The sequence below is a fragment of the Amycolatopsis granulosa genome, assembly GCF_011758745.1.
Lineage (GTDB): Bacteria > Actinomycetota > Actinomycetes > Mycobacteriales > Pseudonocardiaceae > Amycolatopsis_E > Amycolatopsis_E granulosa.
The window spans coordinates 3,651,726-3,668,412 of record NZ_JAANOV010000001.1 but is presented as its reverse complement, the minus strand read 5'-3'; the positions used below and the strand labels follow the sequence as shown (position 1 = coordinate 3,668,412).

Here is a 16,687-nt window from a genome sequence, read left to right as displayed (position 1 = left end):
CGGGGTGTGGCGCAGCTTGGTAGCGTGCCTCGTTCGGGTCGAGGAGGTCGTGGGTTCAAATCCCGCCACCCCGACGCGTTATCCAGGGATCCCCCTGTCCGCGGAAAGCGCGGACAGGGGGATTCCGCGTTGTGTCCTCTGGGGGTCGAACCCCCAGACCCCCGCCAGGGGGCAAGCCCCCTGGACCCCCCGCGAGTACCGCGCGGGGTGACTGGGTGCCGCGTGTGGCGCGTGTCGCAGAGCGACATCCGCGCCGGATTACCGGGACGGATGGCCGCCGCGCGTGGCGCGGGGCGACGTCCGCGCCGAATTGCCGCGGGTGGCGGGGGAGCGGGTTACTTCACTGCCAGGAGTTCTACCCAGTACTGCGCGAACTCGCCGTCGCCGCCGTGCGACCAGGCCCACGCCGACCGGGCCGCCGAAGCCAGCTGGTCCCGGTCCACCGGCGAAGCGCTCAGCGCGGCGTCCAGCCGCGCCTCCACGTACCGGGCCAGCGCCCGGTACGACATGTCCGACCGGAACCGGCCGTGCGTCCGCACGTCCCGGAACCCGGCGGCCGACACCCACGACGCCACGTGCTTCCCCGCGAACGGGTCCCCGCCCGCCCGCCGCCGCAACAGGTAGTGCCCGCGCAGCGCGGCGGCGACGTTCGCCGTCCCCGGCCGCAGCCGCGCCCGCGACCAGTCCGAAGTAGACAGGGCCAGAACCCCTCCGGGCCGCAGCGCACGACGCATCTCCGCCAGCGCGTGGGCCGGCCGCGCCAGGTGCTCGACCAGCGCGTGCGCGAACACCAGGTCCACGCTCTCGTCCGCCACCGGCAGCGCGTACACGTCACCGGCGACGAACTCCACTGTGGACGATTTCGGGAACTGACGCGGCTCCCGGTCCACACCGACCACGCAACCCCGCCCGGCGACCGTGGCGAGGCCCGCGGTGATCGTGCCCGGGCCGCACCCGACGTCGAGCACGCGCATGCCCGGCCGCAGCACCCGCAACACGTACTCCGCACGGTCGGCTGCGGTGCGTGACGCCATGATCGACAGCGCGTCCCGCTCGACCCCGGGCGCGTATCCCTCCAGCACACGCACACGGTACGGGCAGTTGCTGGCAGGATCGAGGGGTGACTACCCAGCACCCGCCCGCGACCATCCCCGACCGCCTCTTCGACGACCCCGAGGCCGAGGCCCGCTGGCGCGCCCGGTTCCACGCACCGCGCGTGTCGGTGCCGGACTGGGCCCTCGACGCGCCGGAGAAGAACATCTACGTCTCCAACGCCAGCGGCGTCTGGGAGGTCTACGCCTGGGACCGCGGCACCGGCGAGCACCGCCAGGTCACCGACCGCCCCAACGGCACCCTGCACGCCACGCCCGCGCCCGACGGCTCGGCCATCTGGTGGTTCGACGACACCGACGGCGACGAGTTCGGCGTCTGGCGGCGCCAGCCGTTCGACGGCGGCCCCGCGGAGGCGGCCCTGCCCGGCGTCCACGCCGGCTATCCGGCCGGGCTGGAGATCGGTCACCGCGTCATCGCCGCCGGCGTCTCCACCGACGACGGCAGCGAGCTGTTCGCCACCCGCGACGGCGAGACCACCCGCTTCTACTCGAGCGACCAGGACGCCGGTGTCGCGGCGCTGTCCCGCGACGAGTCGCTGCTCGCGATCTCGCACGCCGAACACGGTGACTCCCGCCACCCCGCGGTCCGGGTCGTCAGCACCACCGGCTTCACCGCCGTCGCGGAGAAGTGGGACGGCGAGGGCAAGGGCCTGACGCCGCTGGAGTTCTCCCCGATCGCCGGTGACCAGCGGCTGCTGGTGCTGCACGAACGGCGCGGCCGCGAGGAGCTGCTGATCTGGGACGTCGGCACGGACACCGAGGAGGAGCTGGACCTCGGCCTGCCCGGCGAGGTGGCCGCCACCTGGTACCCGGGGGCCGACGCGCTGCTCGTCGTGCACTTCCACGAGGCCCGCAGCGCGCTGTACTCCTACGACCTGGCCACCCGTGCACTGTCCGTTGTGGAGACTCCGCCGGGCCGCATCGGCGGCGCCGGGGTGCGGCCGGACGGCACGATCGAGTACTCCTGGTCCAGCGCCGCCGAGCCCGGCGTGGTCCGCGCCCGCGCGGCCGGTGGCACCGACACGGTGCTGCTCACCCCGCCCGGTGACCCGGCACCCGGGTCGGCACCGGTCACGGACGCGTTCGTCGAGGGCGCCGGTGGCCGCGTGCACGCGCTGGTCGCCCGCCCGGTTGGCGCGCCGGAGGGGGCGCTGCCCACGGTGTTCACGCTGCACGGCGGCCCGCACGCGGCGGACGAGGACCGCTTCTCCGCCTACCGGGCGGTGTGGCTGGACGCCGGGTTCGCCGTCGTCGAGGTCAACTACCGCGGCTCCACCGGCTACGGCTCGGCCTGGCGCGACGCGATCGAGGGCCGGCCGGGCCTGACCGAGCTGGAGGACGTCGCCGCGGTCTACGACTGGGCCGTCGCGAGCGGCCTGAGCGACCCGGCGCGGACGGTGGTCGCCGGGGCGTCCTGGGGCGGTTACCTGACGCTGCTCGCCCTGGGCACCCAGCCGGACCGGTGGGCGGCCGGGGTGGCGAGCGTACCGGTGGCCGACTACGTCGCCGCGTACGAGGACGAGATGGAGCAGCTGCGCCAGTTCGACCGGGCACTGTTCGGCGGCTCCCCGGAGGACGTCCCGGCGGTGTACCGGGAGTGCTCGCCGATCACCTACGTCGACGCGGTCAAGGCACCGGTGCTGGTCCTGGCCGGTGACAACGACCCGCGCTGCCCGATCCGGCAGATCGAGAACTACCTGGAGCGGCTGGCCCAGCGCGACGTGCCGTACGAGTTCTACCGCTACGACGCCGGGCACGGCTCGCTGGTGATCGCCGAAACGATCCGGCAGACCGCGGCCGAGGTGCACTTCGCGATGACGGCGGTCGGCCTGCGCTGACGCGACGGGCCCCGGGGACAACGCCCGGGGCCAGCGCTCAGCCGTGGGTCAGGCGGTCTGCGCCTGCCACATCCAGTGGGCCTTCTCCAGCTCGTGGGTGATCTCGATGAACAGGTCCTGGGTGACCAGGTCGCTCTTGTCCGTCTCGTCGATGCGCTTGCGCATGCGCTGGATCAGGTCGGCGAGGATCTGCACGATGTTCTCGATCGTGGACTCGACGCTCTGCCAGTTGTCCGGGTACTCGCGCAGTCCGGAGCTCTCCACGACCGTCTTGGCCTTGCCGTTGGGCGAGATGCCGATCGCGTTGGCGCGCTCGGCGACCTCGTCGACGTAGTTGCGCGCGGTGGCCACCAGCTCGTCCAGCTGGAGGTGCACGCTGCGGAAGTTGGACCCGACCACGTTCCAATGCGCCTGCTTCGCGATCAGCGACAGGTCGACCAGGTCGACCAGCGCGGCCTGCAGAGCGTTACCGGTGATCTCCTTGTCGGCCGTCGTCAGCGGGCTCTGGATGGGTGCGTTCGCCATCGAAACAATCCTCCTTGTCGGCAACTCTTCCTCAGGTCGTCGCGGTGATCTCGACCTGGATGTTTCCCCTGGTGGCACGGGAGTACGGGCACACCTGGTGCGCCTGGGCCGCCAGCGCGCCGGCCCTGTCCTGCGGCAGGCCGGGCAGGTGCGCGATCAGCTTGACGGCCAGTTCGAGCTCGCCGCCGTCGCGGCCGATGCCGACTTCGGCGGTGACCGAGGACTCGGTCAGGTCCACGCCGGCCTTCCGCGCCACGAGCCGCACGGCGCCGTGGAAGCAGGCCGCGTAGCCGGCGGCGAACAGCTGCTCGGGGTTGGTCATCTCGCCGCCCGGCCCGCCCATCTCCTTGGGCACGGCCAGCTGCTCGTCGATGACCCCGTCCGACGAGGTGACCTCGCCGTTGCGCCCGTCACCGCGTGCGGTCGCGACCGCTGTGTAGACCGGTTGCACGTGTTTCCCTCCCCTGGCGGCAGGCTTCGGCCGGGGAATACCCACCAGGTGCGGAAACGAACCCTCAGCGCCGGGCGCGGGCGAACTCGACGACCTGCCGTCCGATGAGGCGCAGGGTGGTGACGGCCTTCTCCTCGGAGGCCCCGCCGACCTCGTCGAACTTGACCTCGGCGGTGTTCAGCGAACCGCCCAGCGGGGTGGGCCAGCCGCGCAGGGCGTGGGTGATGGTCCGCAGCTGGTCCAGCGTGGTCACCGCCGCCTGCCAGCCGTAGGCGACCGCGGCCAGCCCGACCGCCCGGCCGTCCAGGTAGGGGCGCTGGTCCGGGCGCAGGTCCTCGACGTAGTCCAGGGCGTTCTTGATCAGCCCGGACAGTGCGCCGTGGTAGCCGGGCGAGACGATGACGAGCCCGTCGGCGTGGCGGATGGCCTCCACCAGCCGGGTCGCCTCCGGGGTGCGCTCGGGGATCGCCGAGTCGTAGAACGGCAGCACGAGGTCCGCACCCGTGAGGGCGAGCGTCTCGGCTCCGGCCTCGGCCGCGCTGTCCAGCGCGATCCGCAGGGCCCGCTCGGACTGGGAGCCCGGCCGCAGGGAGCCGCCGATACCGACCACGTTGATCGCCGCACTAGTCACACGACCGAGGCTAGCCCCTCTACCTAAGTGGAGGACCAGGATCTGGGACGGAGGCGGCGGTCACACCTGGCCGGCGCGCCTACCAGTGAGTAACCTTCGGGTTATGGCGACCTCTCTGCTGAGCCGCGTGGAAGCCGTCGCGGCTCCGTTCATCTTCGGGCTTCCCGAGCCCGCCCGCCGCCTCATCGCCGGACGCCCGGTCCGGCTGGACGGCCAGGAGCTGGCGCTCGACGCGCAGCTGCTGCTCCGGCTCCAGCAGGTCGCCAGGGTGAGCATGTCCTCGGACACCCCGGAAAAGGCCCGGCAACGCATCCTGGACTCCGGCCCCGTGGTCAGCGGCGCACCGATCGAACCGGTCCGCACCCGCGAGATCGCCATCCCGGCGGAGCACGGCCCGCTGCCCGCGACGCTGTACGAGCCCGCGGGCCTGCCGCCGGACTCGGCACTGCTGGTGTTCTTCCACGGCGGCGGCTGGGTGATCGGCAGCCGCGCCAGCCACGACAACACCGCGCGGTACTTCGCCAAGCACTCCGGGGTGCGGGTGCTGTCGGTGGAGTACCGGCTCGCGCCCGAACACCCGTTCCCGGCGGCCACCGAGGACGCCGTCGCCGCGTTCGGCTACGCCCACGCCAAGGCCGCCGACCTGGGCGCCGACCCGGAGCGGATCGCGGTCGGCGGGGACAGCGCGGGCGGCAACCTCGCGGCGGTCACCGCACAGGTGACGACCAGGCGCGGCGGCCCGGTCCCGGCGTTCCAGATGCTGCTCTACCCCGGTGTCGACGCGAGCAGGCGGCGCCGGTCGCGGGAGCTGTTCGGGAGCGGCTTCTTCCTCACCGACGCGGACATGACCTGGTTCCTCGACCACTACGCGCCCTCCGGGGTGGACCGCACCGACACCCGGCTGTCACCGCTGCTGGCCGAGGACTTCACCGGCCTGCCGCCCGCCTACGTGGCGACCGCCGGCTTCGACCCGTTGCGTGACGAGGGCGAGGAATACGCGACGAAGCTGCGGGCCGCCGGCGTGCCGGTGACGCTGAGCCGTCAGCCGGACCTCATCCACGGCTACGTGAACTTCCTGGGCATCGGCAGGCGCTTCCGCGAGGCGACCTCGGAGGCGGCCGGCGCCCTGCGCGTGGGCCTGCGAGCGTAAGACGACCGGGATCCGATGTGGACGTCCACATCGGATCCCGGTCTCCCCCTGCCGGAAAGCTGATCAGTGCACCGGCACCGGAACGGGTACCGGGAGCGGCGGAGCCGAGCCGAGCAGCGACGCGAGCAGGCCCGTCACGGTCTTCAGCAGGTTCTTGAGCAGGTTGCTGACGATGTTCAGCGGCGGCGGCAGGTCCGGGATGTCCGGCACCGGCGGCAGCTGGCGGACCTCGCCCGCCTTCGACGGGTCGGCCAGGATCCGGCTCGCCTCGGTGGCGTAGTCGTTGCTGGTGGCGGCGGTCTGCCGCGCATCCGACTGGATGCTGTACTTCTGCCCCGCGGCGAGGTCACCGAGGACCGGGCTCATCTGGCCGAGCGAACGCTGGGTACCGGCCACGTCTCCGGCGTAGGCGGCCCTCGCGAGCTGGTCGCGCAACTGGAGGACCTGCTCCGCGGCGGCCTGCGTGCTGGACGTGCCCTTGCCCCCGGCGGCGGCGACGCCGGCGCCGCCCATCGCCAGCACGCTGCCGGCCACCGCCACCGCGATGACCCGGGCGAACTTGCCTAACATCTCCCTACCTCCTGGCCTCGGTGGACCTGTCACCTCTTGACTACCTGCCAAGTTGATCTCCCACCACTCGGCACCGCGCCGGGCGGGTGCGGCACGCTCACGTGCCGAGTTCGATCTTGCGGCCGGACACCCGCATCCGGTGAACCCGCACCGGTCCGCCATCGCCCGGTCGATCAAAGTTGGTCGCGCGAAGATCGCGCTCCGTGGCCGGATCACCCCCTGGTTGATCAAACTCACCCGAACTGCTGCCCTCGCCCGCGCGGGGGACGAAAAAGGCTCCGATGTGGAGCGTCCACATCGGAGCCTTGTCGTCCGGTGAGCGAGTGCTAGGACGTCGGCACCGTCAGCGCCGGCGGGTTGCCGACCAGGGCGTTCAGCAGGTCCGTGAGCTTCTGGATCAGGGTCTTCAGCAGGTCCGCGATGATGTCCAGCGGCGGCGGCAGGTTCGGCAGTGCCGACGGCACCGGGGGAGCCTGCTTGACGTGCTCCGCCTGAGCCGGGTCGGCGATGATCCGGCTCGCCGTGGTGGCGTCGTCCTGCGCGGACGCGGCGGTCTCCCGCGTGTCCGACTGAACGGTGTACTTCTCGCCGGCGGCGAGGTCCCCGAGCACCGGGCTCATCTTCCCGAGCGCCCGCTGGGTGCCGGGCACGTCCGCCGTGTACGCCCGGTCGACCAGCTCCTGGCGCAGCTGCGTGAGCTGGTCCCCGGCGGCTTGCGTGCTCGACGTGCCCGACCCGTCGGCGGAGGCGACAGCGCTACCGCTCAACGCGAGCGCACTGCCTGCCACCACGATGGCGACGATCCGGGCGAACTTGCCTTTCATTCCCTACCTCCTGGCCTCGACGACCTGACGCGAGGCGGAGATACCAACGAAATGCGGGTCCATGCGCGCCGCCACCCGATCGGGATTGATCTTCACCCCGCCGGGCACGCGGAACCGGCGCCGAAATGGAGTTGCACGGGCGTGCCAGAGTGGGAGCATGTCCCTCCAGCCGTATCGCCGCGTCCTCGCTGTGCCCGGCGTCCGGACGACGATGCTGCTGTTCTTCTTCATCCGGCTGCCGATGACCGCGACCGGGCTCACCCTGACCCTGCACGTCGTCACCGACCTGGGCCGCGGTTACGGCGAGGCCGGCCTGGTGGGGACGGCGACGATGCTCGGCAGCGCCCTCGGCGCGCCGCTCGTCGGCCGGGTGATCGACCGCTACGGCCTGCGTCCGGTCAGCGCGGTCTGCGGCCTGACCTCCGCGGTGTTCTGGCTGGCCACCCCGCACCTGCCGTACCCGGTGCTGCTCGCGGCCGCATTACCGGCCGGCGCACTCGTGCTGCCCGCCACGTCGATCGCCCGCCAGGTGCTGACCGCGCTGGTGCCGCCGGAGTCCCGGCGGTCCGCCTACTCGCTCGACTCGATCCTGCTCGAGACGAGCTACATGGCCGGTCCCGGCGCGGCCATCGCCCTGTCGACGCAGCTGTCGTCGACGGCGGCGCTGAGCGGGATCGGCGTGTGCTTCGCCCTCGGGACGGTCGCGTTGTGCTGGTTCAACCCGCCGATCCGGCACGAGGCCGAGACGGTCACGGCGGAGCGGCCACCCATGCGGGAATGGGTCACGCCGCGCCTCGTCGGCGCCCTGCTCGTCGCGTCGGGAGCCCTGTTCTGCCTGATCGGCACCGAGCTGGCGACGCTCGCGGCGCTGCGGGCGACCGGCGAGGTGACCTGGACCGGGTTGGTGATCGCCGTCATGTGCGTCGCGTCGGCGGCGGGTGGCATCGTGCACGGCGCGGTCCGCCGGTCGCTGTCCCCGCTGCGCCTGATGGTGCTGCTGACCGTGCTGGTGATCCCGGTCGGCCTCGTCGCCGGGCTGCCGTGGTGGCTGCTCGCGCTCGCCCTGGTCCCGACGAACCTGGCGTGCGCGCCGACGCTCGCGTCGACCGCCGAGGAGGTGACCGGCCTGGCGCCGCCGCGGGTGCGCGGCGAGGCGATGGGCCTGCTGGACGCGGCCACCCGGTTCGGGATGGGCGCCGGCAGCCCGGTGATCGGGTTCGTGATCGACCACACGGCGCCCGGCTGGGGGTTCGCGGCGGCCGGCCTGTTCGGCCTCGGGTTCGCGGCGGTGGCGGCGGGCCTGCGCCGACGGCCGGCCTCCACCGCGGCCGTCGCCGTGCGCTGACCGCGCCGCGTCAGGCGAGCGCGTCCAGCGCGTCGAGCACGTCGTCCGGCAGGTCCAGCGACACGGCGGCCACGTTCTCGCGCAGGTGGCCGAGCGACGACGTACCGGGGATCAGCAGGATGTTCGGCGAGCGCCGCAGCAGCCACGCCAGCGCGACGGCCATCGGGGTCGCGCCCAGGCGGGCGGCCACCGCGTCCAGCACCTCCGATTGCAGCGGCGAGAACCCACCCAGCGGGAAGTACGGCACGTACGCGATGCCCTGCGCCGCCAGCGAGTCGATCAGCTCGTCGTCCTCGCGGCGGGCGATGTTGTAGGCGTTCTGCACGCACACGATCGGGGCGATCGACCGCGCCTCGGCCACCTGCTCGGCGTTCACGGTGCTGATCCCGAGGTGCCTGATCAGCCCTTCCTGCTGCATCTCCACGAGCGCGAGGAACGGCTCGGCGATCGAGCCCCGCACCGCGGAGTGCCCGTCGTCCCCGCCGCCGACCCGCAGGTTGACCACGTCGAGCGCGTCGACACCGAGGTTGCGCAGGTTGTCGTGCACCTGGGCGCGCAGCTGCTCGGGCGACCGCTGGTGGATCCAGCCGCCCTCGGCGTCCCGCACCGCACCGACCTTGGTCACGACGACCAGCCCGTCGTAGGGGTGCAGGGCCTCGCGGATGATCTGGTTGGTGACGTGCGGCCCGTAGAAGTCGGCGGTGTCGATGTGGTTCACGCCCAGCTCGACGGCCTCGCGCAGGACCGCGACCGCGGCGGCCCGGTCGGCGGGCGGCCCGAACACGCCCGGGCCGGCCAGCTGCATCGCGCCGTAGCCCATGCGCCCGACGGGCAACCCCTCCGCGAGCTGGAACGTGCCGCCGGCCAGTGTGTTGGCAGTCATGGCAGTCGATCCTAGGAGCCGCCGCGGCCCACCCGCCGAGGCGGCCCGCGGAATTCGCGTCTCACCCGGACCACCGGGTCACAGCTCCTCGCCGGCGGCCTTCCACCAGCGCACGCCGACCACCGCACCGATCGCCGCGACGGCCCCGAACAGCACCCAGCCGACCGGGAACCCACCGCCGCTCGAGGACTCCTGCGCCGCCGTCGCCACCGCCGGACCGGCACTGACGAGGCCGATCCGCACGGAGAGGTCCTCCCGCGGCTGCGGCCCGACCGTGACCGGTGCCGTGCAGCCCGCGTCGCCTTCGGTGCCGCCGAGCCGGAAGCCGCGGAACTGCCCGGGCAGACCGGCGAGGTCGACGCAGACGCGGTACGACCCGTCCGGCACGTCGTCGAGCAGGTACGAGCCGTCCGCGGCGGTGCGCGTCGCGGCAACCGGGCGGCCCGCGGCGTCGATCATCGTCACCGCCACCCCCGCGGCGCCGGGCTCGCCCGGGTCCTGGGTCCCGTTGCCGTTGCCGTCGATCCACAACAGGTTGCCGACCCGGTTGCGTGGCGGCACCAGGCCGACGCCCACGGCTCCGCCGTCGCGGTGCCCGGCGCCGACCGCGACCGGGGGCGCACACCCGCTCGCGAGATCCACATCGGAATCCTTTGTGGACTCACCGGCCCTGGGCCGGGTGAACTGGTACCCGGTGACCGGCGCGGGCAGAGCCGCGCGGTCGACGCACACCTGGTAGGTGCCGTCCGGCATACCGGTGAACCGGTACTGCCCGTCCGCCCCCGTGGCGGTGGTGCTTTCCACGGTGCCGTCCGGCCGGATCAGCTTGACCGGCACGCCGCCCGGGCCGGACTCGGTGGCGTCGGCGATCCCGTTGCGGTTGGTGTCCACCCACACCCGGTCGCCAATGTGGTTGACCGGCGCGGCGAGTCCCACGTTGAGCGCGGTGTCCTCGCGCTTGCCCAGGCCGAGCGTGACGGGTGGCGTGCAGCCGGTCGCCGGATCGGCACCGGAGACCGCGCTCCTGGTCACCGGGGTGAAGTCGGCCTCGGCGGGCGGCAGGGCGGCCAGGTCCAGGCACACCACGAACGACCCGGACGGCAGGTCGTCGAAGGCGTACTTCCCGTCCGGCCCGGTGGTGGTCATGGCGATCTGCTTCCCGTCCTCGCCGCGCAGCTTCACCGGCACACCGCCGATGCCCGGCTCGACCACCGAGGGCCTGCCGTCGCCGTCGGTGTCGTGCCACACCAGCGCCGAGATGCGGTTCACCGGGGCGGCGAGGCCCGCGTCCAGCGTGAGGTCCTGGGTGCGGCCCGGGTTGAGCTCGGCCGGGGCGGTGCAGCCGGTGACCGGGTCCGGTGCGGAGTCCTGGCCGGCGGTGCCGGCGCGCGGCCGGGTGAGCTGGTAGTCGCCGTACTGGGGCGGGAGCTTCGCGGTGTCGAAGCAGACCTGGTAGGCACCGTCGGGCAGGTGGGAGAACTGGTACTGGCCGTGCGGGCCGGTGCTGGTCCCGGCGACCGGGGTCCCGTCGGCCTTCTGCAGCCGCACCCCGACATCGGCGATCCCCGGCTCGCCCGGGTCCTGTACCCCGTTGCGGTTGAGGTCGGCCCACACCAGGTCGCCCACCCGGTTCAGGCCGCCGACGACACCGGCGTCCACGCCGTGGTCGACCGAACCGGGCGGGCCGATCGCTACCCGCACCACACCGGTGGCCGGGTCCACATCGGAATCCAGCGACTGGTCACCGGTGTGCGGGGCAGTCCACTTGAGACCGTCAACCGGCGGGGAACCGGGCAGTGGCCGGGTGTCCACGCCGCCGAAGTCGAACTTGACCGTGTAGCAGCTGTCGGGCCGCAACCCGTCGGCTTCGCCGAAGAGGTAGCGCCCGGCGCGGTCGGTGGTTTTCTCCGCGATGGGCGCCCCGCCGCCGTCACAGGCCAGGAGCTGGACGCGCACACCGGGCAGCGGCGGCTCGTCCCCGTCCTGGATGCCGTCACCGTCGGTGTCGAACCACACCCGATCGCCGAGCTGGACCGGCCCGTCCAGGCCGCCGACACCCATGGTCAAGGTGACCGCCTTGCCGCCGCTGACGTCGACGAACTCGGTCAGGCTGCCCCGGCCGGCCTCCTCCGGCGCCGGCTTGACGTCGGGCATCGACGCCGGGATCACGGCGTCCACGCGGTACTTCCCGCCGGTCAGCGGCGAGGTGGCGAGCTGAACCGACCCATCCGGACCGGTCACCCCGCTGACGCTGGCGCCGCTCGGGTCGGTGGCCACGACGAGGACCCCGGCGACCCCGGTCTCACCGCGCACGACGCGCACGGTGAGCGGGCCGTCGGTGTCGTCCGCGGTCGCCACGAGCAGCGGCGCGCTCAACCCGAGCAGCGCCACCGCGCACACCAACGCGGCCAGGACATGCCTTGCCAACGCGAGCTCCCCGACTTCTCCCTGCCATGAACTGCCACGACTGCGCCCACACTAGAAGCGCATTCATGTCAGGCCAGGGAGAAGCCGCCTCCCAATAGAGTGATTTCCGGGAGGCTGGGGCGACTCTGCGTGTCCGTCAGGCGAATTCGGGAGCGAGCTGCTCGGCGATCTCGTAGGTGTTCAGCGCCGCACCCTTGCGCAGGTTGTCCCCGCACACGAAGAAGTCCAGCGTGTTCGGGAAGTCCAGCGCCTGCCGCACCCGGCCCACATAGGTCGGGTCGCCGCCGACGACCTCCGCCGGGCTCGGGAACTTCCCGTTCGCCGGGTCGTCGACCAGCACGATGGTCGGCTGGGCCGCGAACACCTTGTGCGCCGCCTCCACCGTCACCTCACGCGCGAAGGTGGCGTGCACGGCCAGCGAGTGCGTGGTGACCACCGGGACGCGGACACAGGTCGCGGACACCTTGAGGTCCGGGATCCCGAGGATCTTGCGCGACTCGTTGCGGACCTTCAGCTCCTCGGAGAACCAGCCGTCGCCCTTGTAGGAACCCGCGGCGGGCACGACGTTCATCGCCAGCGGCGTACCGGCGAACGGGCTGTCCGCCAGCGCCAGCCCGGCCGCCTCCAGCTCGGCCCGCACGTCCCCGGCCGCCGCGCCAAGGCCCTTGCCGGACACCGCGGCCAGCTCGGCCTGCAACCGGTCGATGCCCGGCTGGCCGGCGCCCGAGGCGGCCTGGTAGGACGCGACCACCAGCTCGGTCAGGCCGAACTCGCGGTGCAGCGCACCCAGCGCCGCCATCATCGACAGGGTGGTGCAGTTCGGGTTGGCGATGATGCCGCGCGGCCGCTCCCGCACCTTCTCGGCGTTGACCTCGGGCACGACCAGCGGCACCGCGTCGTCCATCCGGAACGCGCCGGAGTTGTCCACCGCGATGGCGCCGCGCTCGGCGGCGACCGGCGCCCACTCGGCGGACACCTCGTCCGGCACGTCGAACAGCGCGACGTCGACCCCGTCGAACGCCTCCGGGGAGAGCGCGACGACGGTCAGCTCCTCGCCGCGCACGGTGATCTTCTTGCCCGCCGACCGCGGCGAGGCGATCAGGCGGATCTCCCCCCACGGCACGCTCTCGCGCGCGTTGATGATGTCGATCATGACGGTGCCCACCGCGCCGGTCGCACCGACGAGGGCGAGCGTGGGTGACTGCGTTCCCATGATCAGCGACCACTCCCTGCGTAGACCACGGCTTCCTCGTCGCCGCCCAGTTCGAACGCCTCGTGGATCGCGCGCACCGCGTCGTCCAGCTGCGCGTCCCGGATCAGGACCGAGATCCGGATCTCCGAGGTGTTGATGATTTCGATGTTGACGCCGACCTTGGCCAGCGCCTCGCAGAAGGTCGCGGTGACGCCCGGGTGCGAGCGCATGCCCGCGCCCACCAGCGACACCTTGCCGACCTGGTCGTCGTAGAGCACGGAGTCGAACTCCAGCTCGCCCTTCAGCTTCTCCAGCTCGGCGACGGCCTTGGGGCCGTTGGCCTTGGACAGCGTGAAGGTGATGTCGGTGCGGCCCGCGGTGTTGGAAACGTTCTGCAGCACCATGTCGATGTCGATCTCGGCGTCGGCGATGACCCGGAAGATCCGCGCCGCGGCGCCGGCGTGGTCCGGCACCCCGGTGACGGTGACCTTGGCCTCCGACCGGTCGTGCGCCACACCGGTGATCAACGCTTGTTCCACGGGGATCTCCTCAATCGAACCGGCCACCGTGGTGCCCGGCTTGTCGCTGTAGGACGAACGAACCCGGATCGGCACGCCGTAGCGGCGGGCGTACTCGACCGAGCGCAGGTGGAGGATCTTCGACCCGCTCGCGGCGAGTTCCAGCATCTCCTCGTACGGGATGGTGTCGAGTTTGCGCGCGTTGGTCACGATCCGCGGGTCGGCCGTGTACACGCCGTCCACATCGGAGTAGATCTCGCACACGTCCGCGTTCAGCGCCGCAGCCAGCGCGACCGCGGTGGTGTCCGAACCGCCGCGGCCGAGGGTGGTGATGTCCTTGGTGTCCTGCGCGACGCCCTGGAACCCGGCGACCAGCGCGATGTAGCCCTGGTCGAGAGCCTCGGTGACCCGGCTGGGCGTCACGTCGATGATGCGCGCGTTGCCGTGCACGCCCGTCGTGACCACGCCCGCCTGGGAACCGGTGAACGACCACGCCTCCGAACCGTGTGCCGAAATCGCCATCGCGACAAGCGCGTTGGAGATGCGCTCACCCGCGGTGAGCAGCATGTCCATCTCTCGTTCGGGCGGCACCGGGTTGACCTGCTGGGCCAGGTCGAGCAACTCGTCGGTGGTGTCACCCATGGCGGAGCACACGACGACCACGTCGTTGCCCGCCTTCTTGGTGGCCACGATCCGTTCGGCCACGCGCTTGATGCGATCAGCGCTCTCCAGCGACGAACCGCCGTATTTCTGGACCACGAGCGCCACTTGTCTGCCGACCTCCTACTTCGCACCTTTCGCAGCAGCCTACCGGGGGTTACGCGCTCAGCCACCCGCTAATGTGGCTCCGGCCACTGCGCCTGGTCATGGGCGTGGGAAAATGTCTAACCTGTTTTGCCCCGGATCTTCAAAAACGAACCAGAGGCGATGGCGTGGCGGCAGTGAGCGGCACCGCGGAACGGCGCGGCGAACCGGCCTCTGGCCTGCTGCTGAACCTCGGGGGGCCGCTGTCCCGGCGCAGCACGCTCCTGCTGCCGGCGGTGGTCTACCTCGGTGTGCGGGCTCTCGGTGTTGCGGTGCTCACGGTCTTCGCCGCCGTGCACGACACGAGCCTGTGGTCGCGGCTGACCGCGTGGGACGGCGAGTGGTACCTGAAGATCGCCGCCCACGGCTACGACCTCGGCCCCGTTCCCGACGCCTTCGACGTGCCGAACCCGTTCACCCCGCGGGCCTTCTTCCCGGCGTACCCGTTCCTGATCCGGGTACTGACGCCGCCGTTCGGTGCCACCGCGGCCGCGCTGATCGTCTCGCTGGCCGCCGGGTTGTGCGCCGCCTACGGCATGGCCCGGCTCGGGCGGATCGTGCGCGGCGGCTCACGCCGGGCCGGCCACATCCTGGTCGCGTTGTTCGCGGCGACACCGATGAGCATCGCGTTGTCGATGGCCTACACGGAGGCGCTGTTCTGCGCGCTGGCCGTGTGGACGCTCATCGCGCTGCTGGAGCGGCGATGGGAGCTGGCCGGCGTGTGCTGCCTGGCCGCGGGGCTGGTGCGGTCGACCGCGCTGGCGCTGGTCGTCGCGGTCGCGGTGGCCGCGGTGGTCGCGCTGGTGCGCCGCACGGACGGTGTCCGGCCGCTGGCAGCGCTGGCGCTGGCACCCGCCGGGTTGTTCGGTTACCTGTGGTGGACCGGCCTGCGGGTGCGCCCGGACGCCGGCCTGGCCGAGCAGCTGGGCACGTGGTCCGACCTGGAGTGGCAGGGCTGGCTGACGCGGTTCGACGGCGGGGTGTCCACGGTGCGGTTCGTGGCCGAGGTGCTCACCGGCAGCGACACGGCGATGAGCGTGCTGACGGTCGGGGTGATCGCGGGCGCGCTGGCCGGGTTCGTGGTGCTGGTGCGCCAGCGGCGGGAGGCGGCGCTGGCGGTGTACGCCGCCGGGGTCATGTTCCTCTGCCTGGCATCGAGCAGCCTGATGCACGCGAAGCCGCGGTTCCTGCTGCCCGCCTTCACGCTGCTGGTCCCGGTGGCGATCGCGCTGGCGAAGCGGCGGACCGGCACGGTCGTGCAGGTGTGCTCGGCTGTCGCGCTGCTGAGTGCGTGGTTCGGCGCGTACGCGCTCACCGTCTGGCAATATGCCGTGTGATGCGCAAACCGGCCGAATCCAGTGCGCCCCTGGCGGACGTGATCGCCGAGCGGTGGAGCCCACGGGCGCTCGACGAGACGCGGGAGGTGAGCTGGGACCAGCTGCGCGCGCTGCTGGAGGCGGCGCGGTGGGCGGCGTCGTTCGGCAACACGCAGCCGGCGCGGTTCCTCGCCGGGCGGCGCGGGGACGCCACCTTCCGGCAGATCCTCGGCACGCTGACCGAGCGGAACCAGGCGTGGGCGCACCGGGCGGGCGCCCTGCTGGTGGCGGTCGCGGTGACCCGCAACGACAAGGGCGAGATCCCCTACGCCGAGTACGGGCTGGGCCTGGCCGCGCAGAACCTCGTGCTCCAGGCGGTGGCGGAGGGGCTGGTGGCGCACCAGATGGCCGGGTTCGACGCGGACGAGGTGCGCGCCCGGTTCGCGGTGCCCGCCTTCGCGGTCCCGCGCGTGGCGATCGCCGTCGGGCACGCCGGGGACCCCGCGGTGCTCGGGGTGGCGAAGCTGATCGAGCGTGAACGCTCGTCGCGGCGACGGCTGCCGCTGGGCGAGTTCGCCTACACCGGCGAGTGGGGCGCGCCCGCCTTCTGACCGATCAGCCGACGCCGGCACCGCCGAGGCGCCGGACGAGGCGGGTCACGATCGACGAGACCACCAGCCAGAAGATCGCCGCGATGCCGTAGTTCACCAGCACGCGCAGCTTCTCGTCCGCGGGCTCGAACAGGTCCTTGAACCCGAGCGCCAGGCCGTCGGACCAGTCGCGCGCGAACCCCACGATCCCGTTGTCCGGATTGGCGCCGCCGACCACGAAGATGACGTGCAGCACCAGGATGAGCGCGAAGATCAGGCCGACCCAGCGGACGATGCCGGCGATCAGCCCGACCACCTGGTCCTTCACGCGCCCCCAGTTCACCTGGCGCTGGGCGCGCGCGGGACGCTTGTCCTCGTCGACGTCGCTCTGGCGCTTTTCGGCGTGCTCGGCCATGCCGGAGAGTTTCCCACGCCCGCCGCCACTTGGCTACCTGCGAGTAACCGACCGGGTCGCTTTTCATCATCATCACGACCGGGATACAGTGGCTCC

Annotated in this window: 16 protein-coding genes and 1 tRNA gene; 6 read left to right on the top strand and 11 right to left on the bottom strand. The window is 72.3% G+C overall.

Going from position 1 to position 16,687, the window contains the following annotated elements:
- Positions 1 to 74: transfer RNA gene (locus tag FHX45_RS17985), tRNA-Pro, on the top strand.
- 261 nt (positions 75 to 335) lie between these two features.
- On the opposite strand, the gene FHX45_RS17980 is transcribed toward FHX45_RS17985, so the two are convergent.
- Positions 336 to 1,082, bottom strand: a complete 747-nt coding sequence (locus FHX45_RS17980; protein ID WP_167103118.1) for a methyltransferase domain-containing protein — start codon at positions 1,080 to 1,082, stop codon at positions 336 to 338.
- A 38-nt stretch (positions 1,083 to 1,120) separates the two neighbouring features.
- On the opposite strand from FHX45_RS17980, the gene FHX45_RS17975 reads away from it, so the two are divergent.
- On the top strand, positions 1,121 to 2,950 hold the full coding sequence (locus FHX45_RS17975) for a prolyl oligopeptidase family serine peptidase (RefSeq protein ID WP_167103115.1): 1,830 nt from the start codon (positions 1,121 to 1,123) through the stop codon (positions 2,948 to 2,950).
- A gap of 48 nt (positions 2,951 to 2,998) precedes the next feature.
- Here FHX45_RS17975 and FHX45_RS17970 read toward each other — a convergent pair whose 3' ends face one another.
- The 3 genes from FHX45_RS17970 to FHX45_RS17960 form a co-directional block, all read right to left on the bottom strand.
- The gene (locus tag FHX45_RS17970) at positions 2,999 to 3,475 is read right to left on the bottom strand and encodes a Dps family protein (protein ID WP_167103111.1); all 477 of its coding nucleotides are present in this window, start codon (positions 3,473 to 3,475) and stop codon (positions 2,999 to 3,001) included.
- A gap of 31 nt (positions 3,476 to 3,506) precedes the next feature.
- Positions 3,507 to 3,926, bottom strand: a complete 420-nt coding sequence (locus FHX45_RS17965) for an Ohr family peroxiredoxin (protein WP_167103106.1) — start codon at positions 3,924 to 3,926, stop codon at positions 3,507 to 3,509.
- A gap of 64 nt (positions 3,927 to 3,990) precedes the next feature.
- Positions 3,991 to 4,536, bottom strand: coding sequence for an NAD(P)H-dependent oxidoreductase (locus FHX45_RS17960; RefSeq protein ID WP_167109145.1), 546 nt, complete (start codon positions 4,534 to 4,536; stop codon positions 3,991 to 3,993).
- Positions 4,537 to 4,660: 124 nt separating this feature from the next.
- On the opposite strand from FHX45_RS17960, the gene FHX45_RS17955 reads away from it, so the two are divergent.
- Positions 4,661 to 5,707: an alpha/beta hydrolase gene (locus tag FHX45_RS17955; protein WP_167103103.1), complete on the top strand. Its 1,047-nt coding sequence runs from the start codon at positions 4,661 to 4,663 to the stop codon at positions 5,705 to 5,707.
- Between the two features lie 63 nt (positions 5,708 to 5,770).
- On the opposite strand, the gene FHX45_RS17950 is transcribed toward FHX45_RS17955, so the two are convergent.
- Together FHX45_RS17950 and FHX45_RS17945 are read right to left on the bottom strand one after the other, a co-directional pair.
- Positions 5,771 to 6,277 carry a hypothetical protein gene (locus FHX45_RS17950; protein WP_167103100.1) on the bottom strand — a complete coding sequence of 169 codons (507 nt, stop codon included), beginning with the start codon at positions 6,275 to 6,277 and terminating at the stop codon, positions 5,771 to 5,773.
- A gap of 326 nt (positions 6,278 to 6,603) precedes the next feature.
- Complete coding sequence (locus FHX45_RS17945; protein ID WP_167103097.1) at positions 6,604 to 7,101, bottom strand: hypothetical protein; 498 nt, start codon at positions 7,099 to 7,101, stop codon at positions 6,604 to 6,606.
- Between the two features lie 157 nt (positions 7,102 to 7,258).
- Here FHX45_RS17945 and FHX45_RS17940 point away from each other — a divergent pair, with 157 nt between their 5' ends.
- Complete coding sequence (locus FHX45_RS17940; protein ID WP_167103094.1) at positions 7,259 to 8,446, top strand: MFS transporter; 1,188 nt, start codon at positions 7,259 to 7,261, stop codon at positions 8,444 to 8,446.
- 10 nt (positions 8,447 to 8,456) lie between these two features.
- Here the strand turns inward: FHX45_RS17940 and FHX45_RS17935 are convergent, their stop codons facing one another.
- From FHX45_RS17935 to FHX45_RS17920, 4 genes are all read right to left on the bottom strand, one after another.
- Positions 8,457 to 9,329 (bottom strand): aldo/keto reductase family oxidoreductase, encoded by an 873-nt coding sequence (locus tag FHX45_RS17935; protein WP_167103092.1) that lies wholly within the window; start codon positions 9,327 to 9,329, stop codon positions 8,457 to 8,459.
- A 78-nt stretch (positions 9,330 to 9,407) separates the two neighbouring features.
- On the bottom strand, positions 9,408 to 11,756 hold the full coding sequence (locus FHX45_RS17930) for an SdrD B-like domain-containing protein (protein WP_243869113.1): 2,349 nt from the start codon (positions 11,754 to 11,756) through the stop codon (positions 9,408 to 9,410).
- 136 nt (positions 11,757 to 11,892) lie between these two features.
- Complete coding sequence (locus FHX45_RS17925; protein WP_167103089.1) at positions 11,893 to 12,969, bottom strand: aspartate-semialdehyde dehydrogenase; 1,077 nt, start codon at positions 12,967 to 12,969, stop codon at positions 11,893 to 11,895.
- A 2-nt stretch (positions 12,970 to 12,971) separates the two neighbouring features.
- Positions 12,972 to 14,234 (bottom strand): aspartate kinase, encoded by a 1,263-nt coding sequence (locus FHX45_RS17920; protein ID WP_167103086.1) that lies wholly within the window; start codon positions 14,232 to 14,234, stop codon positions 12,972 to 12,974.
- Between the two features lie 164 nt (positions 14,235 to 14,398).
- Here FHX45_RS17920 and FHX45_RS17915 point away from each other — a divergent pair, with 164 nt between their 5' ends.
- Together FHX45_RS17915 and FHX45_RS17910 are read left to right on the top strand one after the other, a co-directional pair.
- On the top strand, positions 14,399 to 15,607 hold the full coding sequence (locus FHX45_RS17915; RefSeq protein ID WP_341771513.1) for a mannosyltransferase family protein: 1,209 nt from the start codon (positions 14,399 to 14,401) through the stop codon (positions 15,605 to 15,607).
- Entirely contained in the window at positions 15,607 to 16,197 is a 591-nt protein-coding gene (locus tag FHX45_RS17910; RefSeq protein WP_167103083.1) for a nitroreductase family protein, read from the top strand. Before FHX45_RS17915 ends, FHX45_RS17910 begins: the two co-directional genes overlap by 1 nt.
- A 4-nt stretch (positions 16,198 to 16,201) precedes the next feature.
- Here FHX45_RS17910 and FHX45_RS17905 read toward each other — a convergent pair whose 3' ends face one another.
- On the bottom strand, positions 16,202 to 16,591 hold the full coding sequence (locus FHX45_RS17905; RefSeq protein ID WP_167103080.1) for a hypothetical protein: 390 nt from the start codon (positions 16,589 to 16,591) through the stop codon (positions 16,202 to 16,204).
- Between the last annotated feature and the right edge of the window lie 96 nt (positions 16,592 to 16,687).

Coding starts and splice junctions, on each gene's coding strand:
- FHX45_RS17940 (WP_167103094.1), top strand. CDS start 7,259: ATGTCCCTCCAGCCGTATCGCCGCGTCCTCGCTGTGCCCGGCGTCCGG.
- FHX45_RS17925 (WP_167103089.1), bottom strand. CDS start 12,969: ATGGGAACGCAGTCACCCACGCTCGCCCTCGTCGGTGCGACCGGCGCG.
- FHX45_RS17910 (WP_167103083.1), top strand. CDS start 15,607: ATGCGCAAACCGGCCGAATCCAGTGCGCCCCTGGCGGACGTGATCGCC.
- FHX45_RS17905 (WP_167103080.1), bottom strand. CDS start 16,591: ATGGCCGAGCACGCCGAAAAGCGCCAGAGCGACGTCGACGAGGACAAG.
- FHX45_RS17955 (WP_167103103.1), top strand. CDS start 4,661: ATGGCGACCTCTCTGCTGAGCCGCGTGGAAGCCGTCGCGGCTCCGTTC.
- FHX45_RS17945 (WP_167103097.1), bottom strand. CDS start 7,101: ATGAAAGGCAAGTTCGCCCGGATCGTCGCCATCGTGGTGGCAGGCAGT.
- FHX45_RS17970 (WP_167103111.1), bottom strand. CDS start 3,475: ATGGCGAACGCACCCATCCAGAGCCCGCTGACGACGGCCGACAAGGAG.
- FHX45_RS17950 (WP_167103100.1), bottom strand. CDS start 6,277: ATGTTAGGCAAGTTCGCCCGGGTCATCGCGGTGGCGGTGGCCGGCAGC.
- FHX45_RS17935 (WP_167103092.1), bottom strand. CDS start 9,329: ATGACTGCCAACACACTGGCCGGCGGCACGTTCCAGCTCGCGGAGGGG.